This is a genomic window from Cupriavidus sp. FW306-1B-F12B (assembly GCF_058781795.1).
On sequence record NZ_JBYSXC010000023.1, the window covers coordinates 70,448 to 89,977 of the forward strand.

Annotated in this window: 15 protein-coding genes; 13 read left to right on the forward strand and 2 right to left on the reverse strand. The window is 66.4% G+C overall.

Features of this window, described 5'->3' with window-relative positions:
- Positions 1-57: 57 nt before the first annotated feature.
- Positions 58-1,461 (forward strand): aminotransferase-like domain-containing protein, encoded by a 1,404-nt coding sequence (locus AC3WLE_RS28775; RefSeq protein WP_492357357.1) that lies wholly within the window; start codon positions 58-60, stop codon positions 1,459-1,461.
- Positions 1,462-1,478: 17 nt separating this feature from the next.
- Here AC3WLE_RS28775 and AC3WLE_RS28780 read toward each other — a convergent pair whose 3' ends face one another.
- On the reverse strand, positions 1,479-2,408 hold the full coding sequence (locus AC3WLE_RS28780) for a LysR substrate-binding domain-containing protein (RefSeq protein ID WP_492357358.1): 930 nt from the start codon (positions 2,406-2,408) through the stop codon (positions 1,479-1,481).
- Between the two features lie 166 nt (positions 2,409-2,574).
- Here AC3WLE_RS28780 and AC3WLE_RS28785 point away from each other — a divergent pair, with 166 nt between their 5' ends.
- The 11 genes from AC3WLE_RS28785 to AC3WLE_RS28835 all read left to right on the forward strand — a co-directional run bounded on the left by AC3WLE_RS28785 (position 2,575) and on the right by AC3WLE_RS28835 (position 16,722).
- A complete protein-coding gene (locus tag AC3WLE_RS28785) occupies positions 2,575-3,567 on the forward strand; it encodes a Bug family tripartite tricarboxylate transporter substrate binding protein (protein WP_492293480.1) in 993 nt (330 codons plus the stop codon).
- Positions 3,568-3,602: 35 nt separating this feature from the next.
- Positions 3,603-4,814, forward strand: coding sequence for an aminotransferase-like domain-containing protein (locus AC3WLE_RS28790; RefSeq protein WP_492357359.1), 1,212 nt, complete (start codon positions 3,603-3,605; stop codon positions 4,812-4,814).
- 91 nt (positions 4,815-4,905) lie between these two features.
- A complete protein-coding gene (locus AC3WLE_RS28795) occupies positions 4,906-5,511 on the forward strand; it encodes a glutathione S-transferase family protein (protein WP_492357360.1) in 606 nt (201 codons plus the stop codon).
- A 253-nt stretch (positions 5,512-5,764) separates the two neighbouring features.
- Positions 5,765-6,256, forward strand: coding sequence for a VOC family protein (locus AC3WLE_RS28800; protein ID WP_492320252.1), 492 nt, complete (start codon positions 5,765-5,767; stop codon positions 6,254-6,256).
- Between the two features lie 80 nt (positions 6,257-6,336).
- A complete protein-coding gene (locus AC3WLE_RS28805; RefSeq protein ID WP_492320253.1) occupies positions 6,337-6,591 on the forward strand; it encodes an RNA-binding protein in 255 nt (84 codons plus the stop codon).
- Positions 6,592-6,682: 91 nt separating this feature from the next.
- Positions 6,683-9,049, forward strand: coding sequence for a DNA polymerase II (locus AC3WLE_RS28810; RefSeq protein ID WP_492357361.1), 2,367 nt, complete (start codon positions 6,683-6,685; stop codon positions 9,047-9,049).
- Between the two features lie 295 nt (positions 9,050-9,344).
- A complete protein-coding gene (locus AC3WLE_RS28815; RefSeq protein ID WP_492357362.1) occupies positions 9,345-11,669 on the forward strand; it encodes a xanthine dehydrogenase family protein molybdopterin-binding subunit in 2,325 nt (774 codons plus the stop codon).
- Positions 11,638-12,102 (forward strand): (2Fe-2S)-binding protein, encoded by a 465-nt coding sequence (locus AC3WLE_RS28820; protein ID WP_492320256.1) that lies wholly within the window; start codon positions 11,638-11,640, stop codon positions 12,100-12,102. Before AC3WLE_RS28815 ends, AC3WLE_RS28820 begins: the two co-directional genes overlap by 32 nt.
- A 208-nt stretch (positions 12,103-12,310) precedes the next feature.
- The gene (locus AC3WLE_RS28825; RefSeq protein ID WP_492357598.1) at positions 12,311-14,194 is read left to right on the forward strand and encodes a preprotein translocase subunit YajC; all 1,884 of its coding nucleotides are present in this window, start codon (positions 12,311-12,313) and stop codon (positions 14,192-14,194) included.
- Positions 14,191-15,795 carry a GMC oxidoreductase gene (locus AC3WLE_RS28830; protein ID WP_492357597.1) on the forward strand — a complete coding sequence of 535 codons (1,605 nt, stop codon included), beginning with the start codon at positions 14,191-14,193 and terminating at the stop codon, positions 15,793-15,795. Before AC3WLE_RS28825 ends, AC3WLE_RS28830 begins: the two co-directional genes overlap by 4 nt.
- Before the next feature lie 15 nt (positions 15,796-15,810).
- Positions 15,811-16,722, forward strand: coding sequence for an ATP adenylyltransferase family protein (locus tag AC3WLE_RS28835; protein WP_492357596.1), 912 nt, complete (start codon positions 15,811-15,813; stop codon positions 16,720-16,722).
- Between the two features lie 17 nt (positions 16,723-16,739).
- Here AC3WLE_RS28835 and AC3WLE_RS28840 read toward each other — a convergent pair whose 3' ends face one another.
- Positions 16,740-18,035 (reverse strand): DUF3422 family protein, encoded by a 1,296-nt coding sequence (locus AC3WLE_RS28840; protein ID WP_492340326.1) that lies wholly within the window; start codon positions 18,033-18,035, stop codon positions 16,740-16,742.
- A 107-nt stretch (positions 18,036-18,142) separates the two neighbouring features.
- Here AC3WLE_RS28840 and AC3WLE_RS28845 point away from each other — a divergent pair, with 107 nt between their 5' ends.
- Positions 18,143-19,003: a LysR substrate-binding domain-containing protein gene (locus AC3WLE_RS28845; RefSeq protein ID WP_492320261.1), complete on the forward strand. Its 861-nt coding sequence runs from the start codon at positions 18,143-18,145 to the stop codon at positions 19,001-19,003.
- The last annotated feature ends 527 nt before the right edge of the window (positions 19,004-19,530 follow it).

The window sequence follows — 19,530 nt, forward strand, 5'->3', positions numbered from 1 at the left end:
GGTGATGTCTGGCATGCTAATGCAAGACAAAACCCATACATCGAAGAAATCTACCGGATGAAATCCATGCAAGGAACCGATATCCGCGCCGAAGTCAGTACCAAATGGGATCTTGAGATCACAACGGGTGGCGGCGCGCGCTACTTGCAGATCGTGGACTTCATCGAGCGGGCGATCGGCGAAGGCCGACTGGTAGCCGGCGACCGCGTACCGCCGCAGCGCAGCCTGGCCAAGACCCTCCGCGTGGACCTGACCACCGTGACGCGTGCCTACAACGAGGCCAAGCGGCGGCATCTGATCGATGCCCGCGGGGCCCTCGGCACTTTCATTGCCGCGCCGCGGGCAGAGCTGGCGCGGGTGATCGACATGAGCATGAACGTGCCGCCGCCACCGGCGGGGCTGGATTTCCAGGACCTGTTGCGGCGCGGCCTGTCGCAGGTGCTGCTGCACAGCGACCCGCACCTGCTGATGACCTACCAGCTCGGCGGCGGCAGTGCTGCCGACCGGTCGGCCGGCACCCTCTGGCTCGCGCAGATATTCGGCCAGGTCGCCACTGCACGGCTGGTGGTGTGCCCGGGCGCCCAGGCAGCCTTGTCCGCCGTGATCCTGGCCCGGACCCGGCCGGGTGACGCGATCGTGAGCGAGCCGCTGGCCTACCCCGGCATTCGCGCGGCCGCGGCACAACTGGGGCGGCGCGTGATCATCGCGCCGGTCGATGCCGACGGGATGCTCCCCGACGCCCTCGAGGTGGCCTGTGCCGACGGTGCAACGCTGGCCTACCTCAATCCGACCGCCCAGAATCCCACTACGCACACCATGCCGGCCTCACGCCGGGAGGCTATCGCCAGGGCCGCGGCGCACTGTGATGTCACCTTGCTGGAGGATGACCCCTACTGGCTGCTGACGCCGTCAGCGCCGCCGCCGCTGTCCAGCTTCGCTCCCGAGCGCACGTACTATGTCTCGACCCTGTCCAAGACCCTCAGTCCGGGGCTGCGGACCGCGTATGTCATGCTGCCGGAGGGCAGGCGCGGCGACGATCTGCTGGCATCGCTGCGGGCCTTCGCGCTGATGGCGGCACCGATGACCGCCGCCCTGGCGACCCAATGGATCCACGATGGCTCGGCCATGCGGCTGCTCGACGGCATCAGGACCGAAGCGTTGGCCAGATGCGCGCTGGCAAGCCGATGGCTGAGCGGGATCGGCCAGCTCCCGCCCAGCGCCATCCACGCATGGCATCGCTTGCCCGAGCACTGGTCGGCGCAGCAGCTCACCCGGGCCGCGCTGGCGGAGGACCTGCGCGTGACGCCGTCCGACGCGTTCTGGGAGGGGCCAAACGCGCCGAATGCCATCCGCATCTCGCTCGGTGGCGTGGAGGACCGCGCGCAACTATCGGCTGCGCTGCGCAGGCTGGCCGCATTGCTGGAGCGCCGGCCCACGCCGGGGCTGGAAATGGTGGTGTGAGTTGCGGCGTGGGTCGGCTACTTGCCAGCCTCGTCCGCAGGCGCGGACTGCCTTGTCGCAAACTCGCCCGCGGCTTCCAGCAGCCACTCGCGCAGCCGCTGCATCGCCTCGCTCATCGGCCGGGTATCCGGCGAGACCAGGTGATACGCGCTCGTGGAGCGCTGCGAATGGGCGACGGGCATGACCAGCTGGCAGTTTGTCAGGTATTCCCCCACGAGGAAGCGCGGCACCAGGCCAACGCCCAGCCTGGCGCGTGCGGCGGCGATGACCATGGAATGGTGGTCGAAGCGTGCGCCGCGCATGGCGTTGACGTCGTCGATGCCGGCCGCTTCCATCCATTGCTTCCAGCCGAGAATGCGTGTGGCGAGGTGCAGCAGCGGCGACCGGGCGATGTCATGCGGGCTGATCCGCTTCCTGCCGCCGAAGAAGTCCGGATGGCAGACCGCCACCGACTCTTCGTCGAACATCCGGTCGGCACGCGCGCCGGGATAGACCGCCTCGCCAAAGTGAATCGCCGCGTCGTAGGGGGTGCCGTCGAACAGGAAGATGTCTGACTGCGCGCTGATATTGACCACGATCCCCGGATGCCGCGCATAGAAGGCCGGCAGCCGCGGAATCAGCCACTCGACCGCCAGCGTGGGCACGCAGGCGAGCTCGACAGTGCCGCCCGCGCCCTCGTGCGCCATCAGGTCGAGCGTGTCGCGCTGCAGCTTGCGCAGCAACTCCCGCACCTGTCCGCTGTAGAGCGTGCCGGCCGCCGTCAGCGTGATGCGCTGGTTGGCGCGGTGGAACAGCTGCACGCCCAGCAGCGCTTCCAGCGACGCAATCTGGCGCGACACCGCGCTCTCGGTGATAAACAGGTCCGCCGCCGCGCGGCGCAGGTTCAGGTGCAGCGCGGCGGCCTCGAAGGCGCGCAGGCTGGACAGGCTGGGAAGTCGTTGCCGCATCGGGGAAGGGCTGAGTTGATGATTTTAGGTCATCATCCTATACGGAAATCTCGCTTGAAAGCTTGGAGTTGATGAGAAATCATTCGCTCCTTGCGTTGCCGCCTCCTCCCGGCATCGTCATCACGACAACCTCATAACGACAACCATCAGGTAGACAGGAGACTGCATGAAACACTTGTTCAGCGCGCTCGCCGCCGGCACCCTTGCATTCGGCGCGACCATGCCCGGCATCGCCGGCGCGCTCGAGTTCCCGGCCAAGCCGGTGCGCATCATCGTGCCGTACCCGCCGGGCGGCACCACCGACATGGTGGCCCGGCTGATCGGCGAGCAACTGGCCACGCAATGGAAGCAGTCGGTGGTGGTCGACAACCGCCCCGGCGCGGGCGGCATCGTCGGCACCGGCACGGCCGCCAAGTCCACGGCGGACGGCTACACCCTGCTGATGGGCTCGGTGGGCGAGTTCGGCATCAACCCGGCCTTGTACAAGAAGCTGCCCTATGATGCCGACGCCGACTTCGCGCCGGTCGCGATGGTGGCGCGCGTACCCAACGTGGTGGTGCTGTCGCCGGCGTTTGCGGAACGCGCGCGCGTGCAGACGCTGCCCGAGTTCATCGCCTACCTGAAAGCCAATCCCAAGCGCGTCAACATGGCGTCGGCCGGAAACGGCACGTCCACGCACCTCGCGGGCGAGCTGTTCCAGCGCATGACCAGCACGGAGATGAGCCACGTCGCCTACAAGGGCAGCAGCCCGGCCATCGCCGACCTGATGGGCGGCAGCGTCGACGTGATGTTCGACAACCTGCCGGCATCGCTGCCGTTTATCCGCTCGGGCAAGCTCAAGCCGCTGGCCGTGACCACGCCGGCGCGCTCGTCGGCGCTTCCGAACGTGCCGACGGTCGCCGCCGCGGGCCCCGTCCCCGGCTTTGATGCCAGCCCTTGGTTCGGCCTGCTTGCGCCGCGCGGGGTGCCTACCGCGGTGGCGCAGAAGATCAGCCAGGACCTGACGCGCGTGCTCAACGAGCCAGGCGTGCAGGCGAAAATGCGCGAGCTGGGCGCGGAACCGGCGCCCAGCTCGCCGGAGGCATTTGCCGACGTGTTGAAGAAGGACCGCCAGAAGTGGGGCGAGATCGTTCGCCTGTCCGGTGCTTCGGTGGACTGAAGCACGCCCATGTCCAGCACGCTCTGCATCCGCTCATGACTTCCGACGCCGCTTATCCCTTCGTCCCCGCGCTGCGCAACCCGGCAGGCTCTCCGATCCGGGAACTGTTCAAGTACCTGACCGACCCCGGGATGATCTCGTTCGCCGGGGGCTACCCGTCCGCCGCGCTGTTCGATGTCGAAGGCATTGGCGCGGCCTCGGCGGCGGTGCTGCGCGAACGGCCCGCCGAGTGCCTGCAGTACGGCGCCACCGAAGGCGCGCCGGCGCTGCGCCAGGCGCTGGCGTCGTTGATGGCCGGGCGCGGCGCGCCTGTGACCCAGGACGAACTGCTCGTGACCAGCGGCTCGCAGCAGGGCTTCGATTTCCTCGTGCGCGCGCTGGTCGAGCCCGGCAGCGTGGTGCTGGTCGAGGAGCCGACCTATTCCGCGACGCTGCAGGCCTTGCGGCTCGCCGGCGCCGACGTACGCGGCGTGCCGTCTGATCACGACGGCATGGACGTGGCTGCACTCGAAGCCATGCTGGCCGACCCGTCGTTGCGCCCCCGGCTGATCTATACGGTGCCAACCTTCGCCAACCCCACCGGCGCCACGCTGTCGCCCGCACGCCGGCTGCAGCTGCTGACGCTGGTGGCGCGGCACCGCGTGGTGCTGGTCGAGGACGATCCCTACGGGGCGCTCAGCTTCGATGGCGCGCCGCCGCCTTCGCTGCTGGCGCTGTGCGCGTCGGTATCCGAGGCGCGGCCGTGGCTCGTGCACCTGGCCAGCCTGTCGAAGACGCTGGCCCCCGGCCTGAGGATCGGCTGGATGGTCGCCGCGCCCGGGATCGTGCGCCGCGCGGTGATTGCCAAGCAGGTATCCGACCTGTGCACGCCGCCATGGATCCAGCTGGCCGCGGCGCAGTATCTGGAAGCGGGCCGGCTGCCGGCACAGGTCGCGCGGGAAGTCGCGGCCTATCGCGACAAGCGCGACCAGCTCGCGGCGGCGCTGCGCCAGGCCTTTGGTGACCGCATCAGCTTCGCATCGCCGGCGGGAGGGATGTTCCTCTGGGCCGCGCTGGATGGCATCGACGATGCTGCCGCACTGCTGCCGCACGCGATCGCGGAAAAGGTGCTGTTCGTGCCGGGTGCCGGATTCTATGTGGAGCAGCGCCAGCGCGCCACATTCCGGCTGTCGTTCGCGAGCACGAACCTGGCGCAGATCGGGGAGGGCGTCGCACGGCTCGCGCGGGCGGTCGAGCGGGCCGGGTGAGGGCTTTCACAACGGAAGCGGTTCGTGGCAGCCGGCGGATGCTATCCTGCTGCGGTCGAAACATTACGGCCGAACGCGGCAGGAGGACAGTATGACCATGACGCTCTACTACAACCCCCAAAGCCGCGCCTCGGTGGCGCGCTGGATGCTGGAGGAGGTCGGGGCCGAGTACAAGCTGCAGCACATCGATTTCACCAAGGGCGAGAGCCGCGCGCCGGAGTTCCTGGCGATAAACCCAATGGGGAAGATTCCAACGCTGGTCTTGCAGGACGGCACGGTCCTGACCGAGAACGGCGCGATCATCGCCTGGCTGGCGGATGCCTTTCCGCAGGCCGGGTTGATGCCGCCTGCAGGCTCGTCCGCGCGCGGCACGGTGCTGCGGTGGCTGTTCTTCTGCGGCAGTTGCTTCGAACCCGCGCTGACTGACCGCATGATGCGCAAGGAGGCGCCGCTGCCGAAGCAGGCGGTCGGCTGGGGCGACTATGACGATGTGATCGACGCCATCGAGAAAGCCCTGACTCCCGGCCCCTTCGTGCTCGGCGCGACCTTCAGCGCGGCGGACATCTATCTCGGTGCCTCGCTGGCCTGGGCGGGCCGATTCGGTGCGCCGCGCATTGGTGAGAGCCCGTGCATCCAGGACTACGTCAAGCGGATCACCGCGCGCGACGCGTTCGTGCGCGCGGCGGAAGCCCAGTGAGACGCGAGAAGTCCTGCGGCATCAGTCCAGCGCGATGTTCGCCTTGCTGATCACCTCGCCCCAGCGCTGGGTCTCGAAGCGCACCAGCCTGGCATAGTCGGCACTGGCGCCGGGCAGCGGCGACGCCCCTTGGACAGAGGCCGCTCGCGGCTCCTCAGCCCACCCCTTGCGCGGCCTGCGCCCGCCACCGGAATATGAGACATTGGAGTCCCGGTGGCGGATTCCCGGTGCTCGACTTTCCAGGAGACACATCATGCAAAGCAAGAACACGATCTGCTTGTGGTACGACCGCGACGCCCTTGATGCCGCAAACTTCTATGCCGAGACATTCCCCGACAGCGCAGTCAGCGCCGTCCACCGCGCGCCGGGCGACTATCCCGACGGCAGGCAGGGCGATGTCCTGACGGTCGAGTTCACCGTCGCCGGCATTCCCTGCCTCGGGCTGAACGGCGGCCCGCATTTCAAGCACAGCGAGGCCTTCTCTTTTCAGATTGCGACGGACGACCAGGCCGAAACCGACCGCTTGTGGAATGCGATCGTCGGCAATGGCGGCCAGGAAAGCGAATGCGGCTGGTGCAAGGACCGGTGGGGACTGTCATGGCAGATCACCCCGCGCGCGCTCAGCGCGGCGATCACCGACCCCGACCGTGCGGCGGCCAAGCGCGCATTCGACGCCATGATGACGATGAAAAAGATTGATATCGCCGCGATCGAGGCGGCACAGCAGGGCAAAAGCCCATCCTAGAATTAAGGTAGGGCGTCTCAGTGCCAACCGCAAAGGGGGCTGGGGCAGGGCCGCTCCTTCATCGACTGGGAGAGACCATCATGAGTCGTTTGCTGCTAGGCAACATCGAACCTGGCACCTCGGACGAGGAAATCGCGGCCTTCCTGGAAAAGTACGGATTTCCCCCGTTCGACAGTCTCGAACATGAGGAAGGCGATGGCTCGCAGCCTGCCGTGCTGCTGACCTATGGCACCCTCGACCCCATGGTGCTGGGCAAATTGCAGGAGCGCATCCACCATATGTACTGGAAGAAGCGCGAATTGACCGCTGCTATCCTGCACGACCGCTTTGCGTGAGCTGAAGAAGCCTCGGGGTGGCTTACGCGGCTCACGCACCCGGCCCATCCGCTAGAATCCCGACCGGTAGCCGTTTCCCAATGTTCCTAACGTGGCACTTCAGCAGGGTTTCATCCTGACCCGACATTGGCGCGATACGCCGGCCGGCACCGAAGTCGAATTCTGGCTGGCGACCGATAATGGTCCGCGCCACCTGCACCTGTCCCGTCAGCCGTCAGTCGCGTTTATCCCCGAGTCGCAGCGCGAGCGTGCCGAGGCGCTGCTGCGCCGCGAGCGCGAGGTCGAACTGCGCCCGCTCAAGCTCCAGGATTTCCAGCGCCGGCCCGTACTGGGCCTGTACTGCCGCCAGCATCGGCAACTGATCCAGCTCGGCCGCTCATTGCGCGACGCCGGCGTGGATGTCTACGAAGCCGATATCCGCCCGCCCGAACGCTACCTGATGGAGCGCTTCATCACCGCCCCGGTCTGGTTCGACGGCGAGCCGGACCCCGGCGGCGCGCTGCGCAATGCCCAGATGAAGCCGTCGGAGGGCTACCGGCCCAAGTTGCGCTTGGTCTCGCTCGATATCGAGACCAACGCGTTCGGCGAACTCTATTCGATTGCGCTCGAAGGCTGCGGCCAGCGCCAGGTCTACATGCTGGGTGCGGCGCCGCAAATGCCCGCCGAGGTCGATTTCTCGCTCGAGTACTGCGCCACGCGGCCCGAGTTGCTGGAAAAGCTGAACCAGTGGCTGGCCGATCATGATCCCGACGCGATCATCGGCTGGAATCTGGTCCAGTTCGACCTGCGCGTGCTGCACGAACATGCGCGCAAGTTCCAGCTTCCGCTGCGCCTCGGCCGCGGCGGAGCCGAGATGGAATGGCGCGAGCACAACGCCCAGCAGCACTATTTCGCCAGCGCACCGGGCCGGTTGATCATCGACGGCATCGAGGCACTGCGTTCCGCCACGTGGAGCTTCCCGTCGTTCAGCCTGGAATCGGTGGCGCAGACGCTGCTGGGCGAGGGCAAGGCGGTCGACAACCCGTACGACCGCATGGACGCCATCGACCGCATGTTCGAGCAGGACAAGCCGGCGCTGGCCCGCTATAACCTGCGCGATTGCGAACTGGTGACGCGGATCTTCGAAAAGACGGAGCTGTTGCCGTTCCTGCTGGAGCGCGCCACGGTCACGGGCCTGCCGGCCGACCGGAACGGCGGCTCGGTCGCCGCCTTCACGCATCTCTACATGCCGCTGATGCACCGCCAGGGGTATGTCGCGCCCAACCTCGGCGAGAACGCGCCCGAGGCCAGCCCCGGCGGCTTCGTCATGGACTCGCGGCCGGGGCTCTACGAATCGGTGCTGGTGCTGGACTACAAGAGCCTCTACCCGTCCATCATCCGCACCTTCCTGATCGACCCGATCGGCCTGGTCGAGGGCCTGGCGCATCCCGACGATGCCGATTCGGTGCCTGGCTTCCGCGGTGCGCGGTTTTCCCGGACCAAGCACTGCCTGCCGGCGATCGTCGCCAAGGTCTGGCAAGGCCGCGAGGCCGCCAAGCGTGACCGGAACAAGCCGCTGTCCCAGGCGCTCAAGATCATCATGAACGCGTTCTACGGCGTGCTCGGGTCCAGCGGCTGCCGGTTCTTCGATGCGCGGCTGGCGTCGTCGATCACCATACGCGGGCACGAGATCATGCGGCAGACCCGCGCGCTGATCGAGGCCCGCGGCTACGAGGTGATCTATGGCGACACGGATTCCACATTCGTCTGGCTGCGCCGCGCGCGCACGGAAGCCGATGCCAGGCAGATCGGCCGCAGCCTGGTCGCCTACGTCAACGACTGGTGGCGCGACCACCTCTGGCAGACCCATGGACTGGAAAGCGCGCTGGAACTCCAGTTGGAAACGCACTTCCGGCGCTTCCTGATGCCGACCATCCGCGGCACAGACCTTGGCAGCAAGAAGCGCTATGCCGGCCAGGTGGAACGGCCCGACGGGAAGGCCGCGATGGTGTTCAAGGGGCTTGAAACGGTGCGTACGGACTGGTCGCCGCTCGCCCAGCGCTTCCAGCAGACCCTTTACGAAAAGATCTTCAACCGCGAGCCGTACGCGGATTATGTGCGCGACATCGTGCGCCGCACCCTGGCCGGCGAGCTCGACGAGCAACTGGTCTATCGCAAGCGGCTGCGCCGCAAGCTCGATGATTACCAGCGCAACGTGCCGCCGCACGTCCGCGCCGCCCGTATCGCCGATGCCTATAACGAGCGCCAGGGACGTCCGCGCCAGTATCAGCATGGCGGCTGGATCAGCTACGTGATGACCGTTTCAGGGCCGGAGCCGCTTGAGACCCGGTCGGCGCCGATTGACTATGGCCACTACGTCAACAAGCAGTTGCAGCCGATCGCCGATGCGATCCTGCCGTTCCTGGACGACGATTTCGAGACGCTGCTGGCTGGGCAGATGGCACTCTTCCCGCAGTAGCATAAGCTGCTGATTCTAATGGGGAATTGCTTGATGGATGGGGCTGCGGCACGGTCCGTTGAAGTCGATCAGGTGCCTGTTCTCAAGCTCAAGGATCTGCCGGAACGCGGGCACCCGTCACGGAGCAGTTCGACCTGCGACTGCTGGGGGTATCAGCGCACCATGGCCATGTCGGGTGTTGCGCGATAGCGCCAGCCACGTGCTCGCATTCGCGCTGCGGCACTTCCCGACCTAATATAGGCCATGCCATCGGCGGCACGGGGCCTTCCATGATGATCGATCCGCCAGTCTTGCCATGTTGACGCGCAGAGCCTTCCTGCTCGGCGGTGCGGGCGCTGCCGGTGCGCTGGTGATCGGATGGGCCTGGCTGCCGCCGCGCCAGCGCCTGGCGGGCGGCGAGCCGCTGGCAGCGCGCGACGGGCAGTTTGCGCTGAACGGCTGGGTCAAGGTGGCGTCCGACAACACCGTCACGGTGGTCATGAACAAGGCCGAGATGGGGCAGGGCGTGCATACCGGCGCGGCGATGCTGCTGGCGGAGGAGATGGAGGCCGACTGGTCGCAGATCCGGGTCGAGCCGTCGCTTATCGATAACCTGTACAACAACATCGAGGGCGTGGTCGCCAACCTGCCGTTCCGGCCGGACGACAAGGGGTGGCCCAGGCGCGCCGCCGAATGGTTCACGCGCAAGGGCGTGCGCGAGGTGGGCTTGATGTTCACCGGCGGCTCCACCAGCATCAGGGACCTGTGGAATCCGATGCGCGAGGCCGGCGCCGCCGCGCGCATGATGCTGTGCGCGGCAGCGGCGAAGCAGTGGGACGTCAAGGCCGAAGCGTGCCGCGCGCAGGCCGGCAAGGTGGTGCATCCGTCGGGGCGCAGTGCCACCTTCGGCGAACTGGCCGCCGCAGCCGCGCGTGAGCCCTTGCCACGCAAGGTCGAACTGAAGGACCCTGCCAGCTACAGGCTCATCGGCACCCGCGCGGCGCGCCTTGATGCCCCTGCCAAGCTCCACGGCAGAGCCAGTTTCGGTATCGACGTGGTGGCGGACGCGATGGTCTACGCCAGCGTGCAGATGTGTCCGACGCTGGGCGGCACGCTGCAGGGATCCCCGCCCGACGACGTAAAGAAGTTGCCCGGCGTGCTCGACCTGGTCACGCTCGCTCCGCTGCATGGCGGCAGCGGCGGCGTGGCGGTGATCGCCAGCGATGCGTGGATCGCGATGCAGGCGGTGGAGAAGGTCCAGTGCAAGTGGGACGAGGGCGAGGCGGCGAAGCTGTCGAGCGACGGCATCCGCGATACGCTGGTGAAGGCGCTCGACGCCTCTGGCCCACGTGTCTGGCACGAGCATGGCAACGGGCGCGCCATGAAGCAGGGCAAGCCCGCCATCCAGGTCTTGTACTCGGCGCCTTATCTCGCTCACGCCGCGCTGGAGCCGGTCAACTGCACGGTGCTGGTCCAGGAGGACCGCGCCATCGTGTGGGCTGCCACGCAGATGCCCGGGCTGGCTCGCCGCTGCGTGGCGAAGACGCTCAGGCTGGACACGGACAAGGTCGAGCTGCGCCAGCAGTTCATCGGCGGTGCCTTCGGGCGCCGGCTCGAAGTCGACTTCATCTGCCAGGCGGCCGCCATTGCCGCCAAGCGCAAGGGCGTGCCGGTGCAGACGATCTGGTCGCGCCCCGAGGACATGCGGCATGACTTCTACCGTCCGGCCAGCATGTCGCGCTTCGAGGCCTGGCTCGACGAAAAACGCAAGGTCATCGCCGTGCGCAATATCTCGGCCAGCCAGTCAGTGCTGGAGGGCGTCGCGAAGCGCAACTTCGGCCTGCCCGACATCTTCCTGTCGCGGCTGGACAAGTCCACGGCGGAGGGCGCCTTCGACCAGGCTTATGACTGGCCGGACGTGTGGGTCGGCCACCAGACCGTGGACCTCGCCATCCCCGTGGGCTACTGGCGCTCGGTGGGGCATTCGCACCACGCCTTCTTCATGGAGAGTTTTGTCGATGAACTGGCGGTGGCAGTCGGGGTGGACCCGCTCGACTACCGCATGAGCCTGCTCAGGGACGAGCGCCAGCGCGCGGTGCTGGAGCAGGCAAGAAAGATGTCGGGCTGGGGCCAGCCCTTGCGCAAGCAACCTGGCGTGGTGAAGGTGGGGCGCGGCGTGGCCCTGCACGAGTCGTTCGGCAGCGTGGTGGCGCAGGTCGCCGAGGTGTCGGTAGGCAACATGGGGCAGGTCCGCGTGGATCGCGTGTTCTGCGCCATCGATTGCGGCATGCCGGTCAACCCGACCCTGATCGAGCAGCAGGTCGAGGGCGGCATTGTGTTCGGGCTGTCGGCAGCGCTGTGGCAGAAGATCACGCTGGAGCGAGGCAAGGTGAAGGAGGACTACTACACCGCCTTTCCGGCCATGCGCCTGCGAGACTGCCCGGACATCCAGGTACACGTGATGCCTTCGACGCGCCCGCCACAGGGCGTGGGCGAATCCACCACGCCGCCGATCGCCCCGGCGGTGGCGAACGCCTTGTTCCATGCGACCGGCGAGCGCCTGCGCGACCTGCCGCTAATGAAGACCCTGCCGCCTTCCGGAGCCTGCGATGCCAGACCATCAGATCAGTGTCAACGGTAAGAGTGTCGACGTCCGCTCGGACGGCTGCACGCCGCTGTTGTGGGTGCTGCGCTGCGAGCTCAAGCTGACGGGCACCAAGTTCGGCTGCGGCGTGGGGGTGTGCGGCGCCTGCGCGGTGCATGTCAACGGCAAGATGCTGCTGTCGTGCCAGCACCAGGCGAGCGAGATGGAAGGGAAGAAGATCGTCACCATCGAAGGACTCGACGGCCCCGAGGCCAGCGCCCTGCGGGCGGCCTGGCTGAAGCACGAGGTGGTGCAGTGCGGCTACTGCCAGAGCGCGCAACTGATGGCGGCGAGCGCGCTGCTCAAGCGCACCCGGAATCCGAAGGAGGCGGAGATCGCCGACCAGATGAGCTGCGTGATCTGCCGGTGCGGCACGTACACACGGATCAGAAGGGCGATTGCGGAAGCGATGGGGATGTTGAGGGGGTGAGGGCGTAGGGGGGGCATTGGAAACGGCTGGCACTCGCGCAAACATGCGCGAGTGCCCCGATCCTTGCTGGCGAGCTGGAAGTCTTAGGGGGAAGGCGATGAAACATTCCGGGTCAGCACCAGAGTCGCTATATCCGGGTGGTTCGCAAGCTGCGGCCGATGCTGCCGGCTCCGCGACGATCGCTTCCGCGCCTGCCGCGACCGGGCGCATGGAACTCTACACCCAGAGAACCATGGTGAACTGGCTGAGCCCGCTACAGCTGCCGTTCACCGCCATGCGCGTTGCCGTGGCGATGGCAATCGGCGCCTTTGCCGACCAGCGCATGGTGCAGGCGGCACTCACCACGCTGAATCCGAATCCACCGCTGCCGGTGCCCGCTGACGAACACGGCGGTGTCTGGGTCGACTATCTGGCCGACACCGGCGACGGTTGGGACTCGACCTACTCCATGGCGTTGTGCGTCAGTCACGCGGTGACGCTGCGCGACCAAGGCGTGACGCTGCCGCGGGCAAAGGTGCTGCTGCTGGGTGGCGACCAGGTGTATCCGACCCCTGCCCATGAGGGCTATCGGACCCGCTTCGTCGATCCCTTCCGGGCGGCATTCCCTGCGCCGGTCGAGACCGCACACCCCGTATACAGTGACCAGCCGATCAAGTTGCCGGATGCGCCGTGGATGGTCGCCACGCCTGGCAATCACGACTGGTACGATGGCCTGCGTGGCTTTGCCCGCCTGTTCTGCAGCGGCAAGCCAGTGGGCGGCTGGGAGACACGCCAGCGCACTGGCTACTATGCCTTGCAGTTGCCCGACGGCTGGTGGATCTGGGGCCTGGACCTGCAACTGGAATCGGAAATCGACCGACCGCAGCGCGAGTACTTCCAGAAGATGCACACGGCGCTGCAGCCTGGCGACCGCGTCGTATTGTGCGCGCCGGAGGCCAGCTGGATTGACGAGATGGAGCGCGTGCGCCGCGGCGAGCGGCGGGCCGTGCCTTCGATCGAGGCCAAGACGCCGCGCTTCCGGAGCCTGAGCGAGATCGAGGGGATGCTGGGCGACCGGCTCGCGCTGGTGCTGGCCGGCAACTCGCACCACTACGCGCATTACGTGCCGCGAGCGGGCACGGCGGGACCGCATCGCATCACCTGCGGAGGCGGCGGCGCATTTCTTCACGGCACGCACCTGCTGCCAGATCCGCCGAGGCCTATCGTCGTGGGCCCGGCCAGACAGTTCTACGAGCTGAAGTCAGCGTATCCGGAACAGGCCGTCTCCCGGCAATTGCGCAATCGTGCGTGGCAGCTGCCTGCGCGCAACCTCTCGTTCTGTGCGCTGGTGGCGGTCCTGTACTTGCTGTTCGATTGGATCATTCAAAGCGCGAGCCTGGTATCTGTTCCCGGGCGCGATCAACGCAGCTTCGTCGACAGGCTGGCCGGCCTCGAAATGACATTCGGGAATACCGGCGAGGTGTTCCATCAACTGTTCCGGGTCATGGCGCACAGTCCGGCGTCGGTGGTGTTCGCAGCGGCCATTGTCTTTACTTGCGCTGCGCTGTCGACCAGGGATGTCAGGCGCGGCGTCCGGCTCGCGTGCGTTGTCGGCGCGTTGCACGGGCTGCTGCACCTGGCACTGGCGGTCGCGCTGCTATGGCTCGTCTTGCGCCTCAACTTCCATGTCTTTGGCGCGGACAACGCGCCCCCCGTGTTGCTGTTTCTGGTCGAGGCCATGCTGCTGGGCGGCGCCCTCGGCGGCCTGCTGTTTGGGGTCTGGATGGTGTTGGGCAATGCCCTGTGGCGTCTGCACCCCGAGGAGGTGTTCTCCTCCCAGCGCATCGCCGATTACAAATGCTTCCTGCGGATGCGGTTCGAGGGTGGGCAATTGACGATCTACCCGCTCAAGCTGGAGAAGGTCTGCCGGCATTGGAAGCTGGGCGAGGGCGTCAAGCAACTGGCGAAGGTCAACAGCACCTGGCGCGTGCGCGCGCAACCCGGCGCGGCCGGCCCTCGCTTCGTGCCTGCAGACGGCCAGGTATCGCCGCCGGAGGCGGTGCGGATGATCGAAGAGAAGCCAATCATCATCCAACGACAGGGAGCGTCATGATGGGCAATACGCTTGCCTACGACGTCGTCGTCATCGGCAGCGGCTTCGGTGGCGCGGTCTCGGCCTGCCGGCTCGCGCAGGCCGGCCGCAAAGTGCTGGTGCTGGAACGCGGCCGGCGCTGGAGCCCCGCGACTTACCCGCGCGACGAGAGCGACCCCTGGCTGTGGAACCAGGAGCGCGCCAACCGCTTCAATGGCTGGGCCGATATCCGGACCTTCTCCGACGTATGGGTCATCGCCGGGGCCGGGGTCGGCGGCGGCTCGCTGATCTATGCCAACGTTTCCGTGGAAGCCAAGCCGGAAGCGTTCCAGCAGGGCTGGCCGAAAGAGGTTACCTATGCCGGCCTGCAGGCCCACTATGAGGAGGTCGGGCGCATGCTCGCGGTGAGCGAAGTGCCGGATAACCAGTTGAGCGAGCGGACCCGGCTGTTGCGCGAGGGCGCGGAAGCCTGCGGATGGGGCGGGCGCTTCCGCAAGTTGCCGCTGGCGGTGACGTTTTCCGAGCATTGGGATCCCACACGGCAAGACCCCCGCGATGACCGTCATTCACAGACATTCCTGAACCAGCACGGCAGGTTGCAAGGCACTTGCGTTCACTGCGGCAACTGTGACGTGGGGTGCCAGGTATCGGCCAGGAATACGCTGGACCTGAATTACCTGGCGGTGGCTGAAGACAATGGCGCCGAGATTCTTCCGTTGCACCTGGTAGACCGGCTCGAACCGCTGCAGCAGGGCTGGCGCGTTTGCTTCAGGAAGATCGACCCGGCAAACGAAACGACGAGCCCTGGCACAGTCACGGCCGCCAGGGTGATACTGGCCGCCGGCTCTATCGGCAGCACCGAGCTTCTGCTGCGCTGTCGGGACGAACATCGCACCCTGCCCGGGCTTTCGCCGCGGTTGGGACATGGCTGGGCGCACAATGGCGACTTCGTGACGCCGGCCTACTATGCCCACAGGACGATCTCTCCGTCTCATGGCGTAACCATCTCCGCCGCGATCGACCTGCTGGACCACAGCGGCCCGAACGGACAGGCGCTCTTCGTGGAGGACGGTGGAATCCCTAATCTCGCAGGCAACTTCATTCGGCGCCATATGAAGCGAACGCGTTCCCGCAAGCTGCGCGCCGTGTGGAAGGAGGTCGGGGGACTGTTTGACGACGGCGACCCGGTCGAGCAGATGATGCCCTGGTTCGGGCAAGGCGTGGACCCTGGCGATGGCCAACTGAGGCTGGGCCGCACGTGGTACGCACCGTGGCGCCGTGTGCTGCGGCTCGACTGGTCTTATCAGGCCTCGGTGGCCGTCATCGAGGCCATGATTGCAGCCCATACGCAGCTCTCGGCAGCGACTGGCGGAGATCCGTGGGTGCCGCTCACCTGGCGACGGTGGCACAACCTGATCACGCCGCACCCGCTGGGCGGCTGCAATATGGGGACGTCCGCCGCGGACGGGGTCGTCGATGCATGGGGCCGGGTATTTGGCTGCGAGGGACTGTATGTCATGGACGGTGCGATCGTCCCGCGTCCGCTCGGCCTGAACCCTTCGCGCACCATTGCGGCGCTCGCGGAGCGCAATGTGGCGATGCTCTTGCGCGAGCAGGATTGAATCTCTTCGCCGACCATGGACCATCGACACCTTCAACCCGGCACGCTGTGGCCGGCTGTCTTGCACCGGACGGCGCACGCCCTGCAGAGCGGGGCATTGTGCCCGATCGAAACTGCCCAGGTGGCGATCGAGGACGGCGGCATGCGGTTTCTGGTCCGCCAGGTATCGAGCCTGGCTCGCAAGGACAAGGCACACACGACGAGCAGCGCCGGGGGCAATCCATTCCTGCCCTATGACCCGGAACTGTTTGTTGCGGATATCTCCGACACCCATGTGGCCTTGCTCAACAAGTTCAATGTCATCGCGCATCATCTGCTCATCGTCACCCGGCGCTTCGAACCGCAGGAATGCCTGCTGACCGTGGCTGACTTTGAAGCGCTGCTGGCTTGCATGGCGGAGTTCCCGAGCCTGGGTTTCTACAACGGCGGGGCCGCCGCGGGAGCGAGCCAGGCCCACAAACATCTGCAGATCGTGCCGTTGCCGTTCGCCGAGGGTGGCCCGGCGCTGCCAATTGACCCCTTGCTGGCGTCGGCGCGGATCGCCGGCGCCATCGGTACCATTCCCGGCCTGGCATTCGCGCATGCGTTCGCGCCGCTGGATCTGTTTGCGGCACCCGTCGAAGAGGTGGCGCGCACGGCGTGCGAGCGCTACCGCGCGCTGCTTGATGCGGTTGGGGTGCGGGCGGTCGGTGTCGAGGGCGGGCTGCACCAGTCGGCGCCGTACAACCTGCTGGTCATGTCCGCAGGGCTGTTGCTGGTGCCGAGATCCGGGGAGTGCGTGGAAGGCATATCGGTCAATGCCCTGGCGTTCGCCGGTTCGCTTTTTGTCCGGGATGCAGCGCAGATGCGGACCATTGAGGGCCTTGGCCCGATGCGTCTCCTGCGGCGAGCGGCGGCAGCCGCAGGGCAGGGCGGGGCAGCCGCCTAGCTGCCCCTGACGCGACCCTACGCGGCCTGATTCGCAGCCGGCTGCCGCGCGGCCGCTTTCTGCCCGGCATGCTTGCTGCGCCGGGTTGCACGCAGCACCAGCAGCACCACTGGCAGGATCAGCACGCCCTTGATCAGTTCCGGGTCCAGCGGGAGGTGCACCGCATGCAGCGCCTTGAGCCCCGTACCCGCCAGCGACAGCACGTAGTAGGAAATGGCCGCGACCGACAGGCCTTCGACCGCGTGCTGCAGCCGCAGCTGGCTGCGCGCGGTCTGGTCCATGCCTTCGAGCAGGCGCGTGGTGTCCTGCTCCTGCGCCAGGTTGACGCGCGTGCGCAGCAGGTCGAGCGCGCGCGCCACGCGGCCGGCAAACTGCTCGTGCCGCGCCCAGACCGACCTGCACGTCTCCATGGCAGGCGCGAAGCGGCGCTCCATGAATTCGGCGATGGTCGGTATGCCTTCGATGCGCTCTTCACGCAATTCCTGGATGCGCGCCAGCACCAGCTTCTCGTAGGCGCGCGACGCGCTGAAGCGGTTGCCGGATTCCGCCAGTGCCTCGATGCGGACCGCCAGGTGCGTCAGCCGCCCCAGCAACTCGGCATCGTGGCGGCCGCCCTGGCTGGTGTCCATGCTGCGCATCAGCGGCGCGAGCGAACGCTGCAGGTTGTCCACGCTGCGGCCCAGGTCACGCGCCACCGGCAAGGCCAGCAGCGCCATCATCCGGTAGGTCTCGATTTCATACAGCCGCTGCAGCAGCCGTCCGCCTTGCACTTCGCGGAAGCCGTTGTCGATGACCAGGAAGCGCGAAAAGCCGTCGGGCGGGATGGTCCAGTCGCAGAACACCTCACCGCCGCCCAGCACGTGGCTGCCCGCCAGGATGGGGCCGTCGATCCATTGCCTCACGTTGTCGCGGGCATGGGCCGCGGCCTCGCCCGAGACCAGTTCCATGCGCAGCGCCACCAGGCGTTTGCCGGCGAAGCTGTCGAACCAGTCGGCCGGGATATGGGAGGTGGCCAGGTCGGAGAAGTAGTCCGCGTCACCACGGCGCGCCACGAACGTGAAGGTGGAGAACTCGGTGTGCCGCTCCCACTTCAGTTGCTTGTCATCGCCCCATCGTCCTGAATAGTGGGTCACGCCGTCGGCCGGGTCTTCCAGCCCGGTCAGCCGGCACAAGGAGGCCAGCAAGGCATGGTGAACGGCGGTATCGCCGTCGGCATAGATGGCGAAGTGCGTCAGCGAGGCGGAGCCGCCGATGCGCAGGAAGGGGCGGGCATGCAGTTCGCGCGCAAGGCTGTCGCGCAAGGGGTGGTCCATGATCGGCTGTGGCATAGGTCGTCAACGTTTTTGGCCAGTATGCCCGAGGGCCAATAATTAAGAAAAACGCGTAATATTGATCTGTTGCTTCAGTTTTTCTGATACCAATGAAAGCGCTTGACCTCGATGTGCTGGCCATGATGGTGGCGGTTGCCGATACGGGCAATATTTCCCGTGCAGCGGAACTCGTGCACCGGTCGCAGTCGGCGGTCAGCATGCAGATCAAGGCGCTCGAACAGGCTTTGGGCAAGCCACTGTTTGTGCGCAAGCCGAGAAACGTGGTGCTGACCCTGGAAGGCGAAGTACTGCTGGGCTTCGCGCGCCGCATGCTGGCCCTGCGCGACGAGGCCTGGGCGGCCGTGGTCCGCCCCGACGTGACCGGGCGCGTGGTGCTCGGCATGCCGGACGACTATGCCTCATCCCTGCTGCCCGCGATCCTGAAGAAGTTCTCGGCGACCTACCCCAAGGTCGAGATCCAGGTCATTGGCTTGCCGAGCGTGGCCCTGGCGCCCATGGTCAAGGACGGATCGGTCGACCTGGTCTGCGCAACGCGAGTGAAGGGGTTGTCCGGCGAGTTCATCCGGTTGGAACCGATGGTGTGGGCCGCATCGCCGGGGGCGCACGAAATCTGGAACGAGCGGCCGCTGCCCATTGCCGTGTTCCAGTCGGGCAGCGTCGCCCGCGACATTGCGATCCGCAGCCTGGAGCAGGCCAGGATCGCCTATCGCATGTCCTATGAAAGTCCCAGCCTGCTCGGCCTGCTCAGCATGGTCGAAGCGGGACTGGCAGTGGCGCCGCTCGCGCGATGTGCAGTCCCGGCGCATTTCACCATCCTTGGCCAGGCCCACGGGCTGCCCGAGCTAGCCGGGCTGGAACTGGTGCTGGCGCGCAGTGCAAAGTCGAAGCGGCCGCCTTGCGACTTCCTCGCTGAACAGATCCTGTCCGAGTTGCAGCGCTGGCAAGCTTAATGTGGCGATTGCCCTCGTCGGCAGGTCTTGGTCGGCGTGATCAAGTGACAAAAGAGGCTCTTCGAAGTTCTTTTCAAAAACGCTTGCAAGGCAGGCATCCAGGCATTAATATTCGCCCCCTCGTTCGCAAGGCACCGCGCAGCGGGGCTGGGAAAGACTGGCAAGGAGACTTGCCAGGATTAACTCGACTCGCAAGAGTGAGCCTCCCAGGATAAAGAATTTCTCGAAAATGATTGATTAATCGCAGAAACTTCTTTATAGTCTCGTTTCTCCGCTGCAGACAAAACGCAGCAACGCAAACGGCAAAGCCGGATGCGGCCCGAAAGGGCGGGCTCTTTAACAATCAAACAACCGATAAGTGTGGGCGCTTGATAACGGATGCGGAAGACTTCGGTCTTTTAGCTTCACAAGTTATACAGTGCTCGCACAGCAAAACGTGACTGGGTCTTCGGATCTGGTCAGTCAGTTTTCTGAGAGTGAGCGACCGCTCGAAAGAGCGAGGGAGCCGCGAGGCTTCCACACAGAGA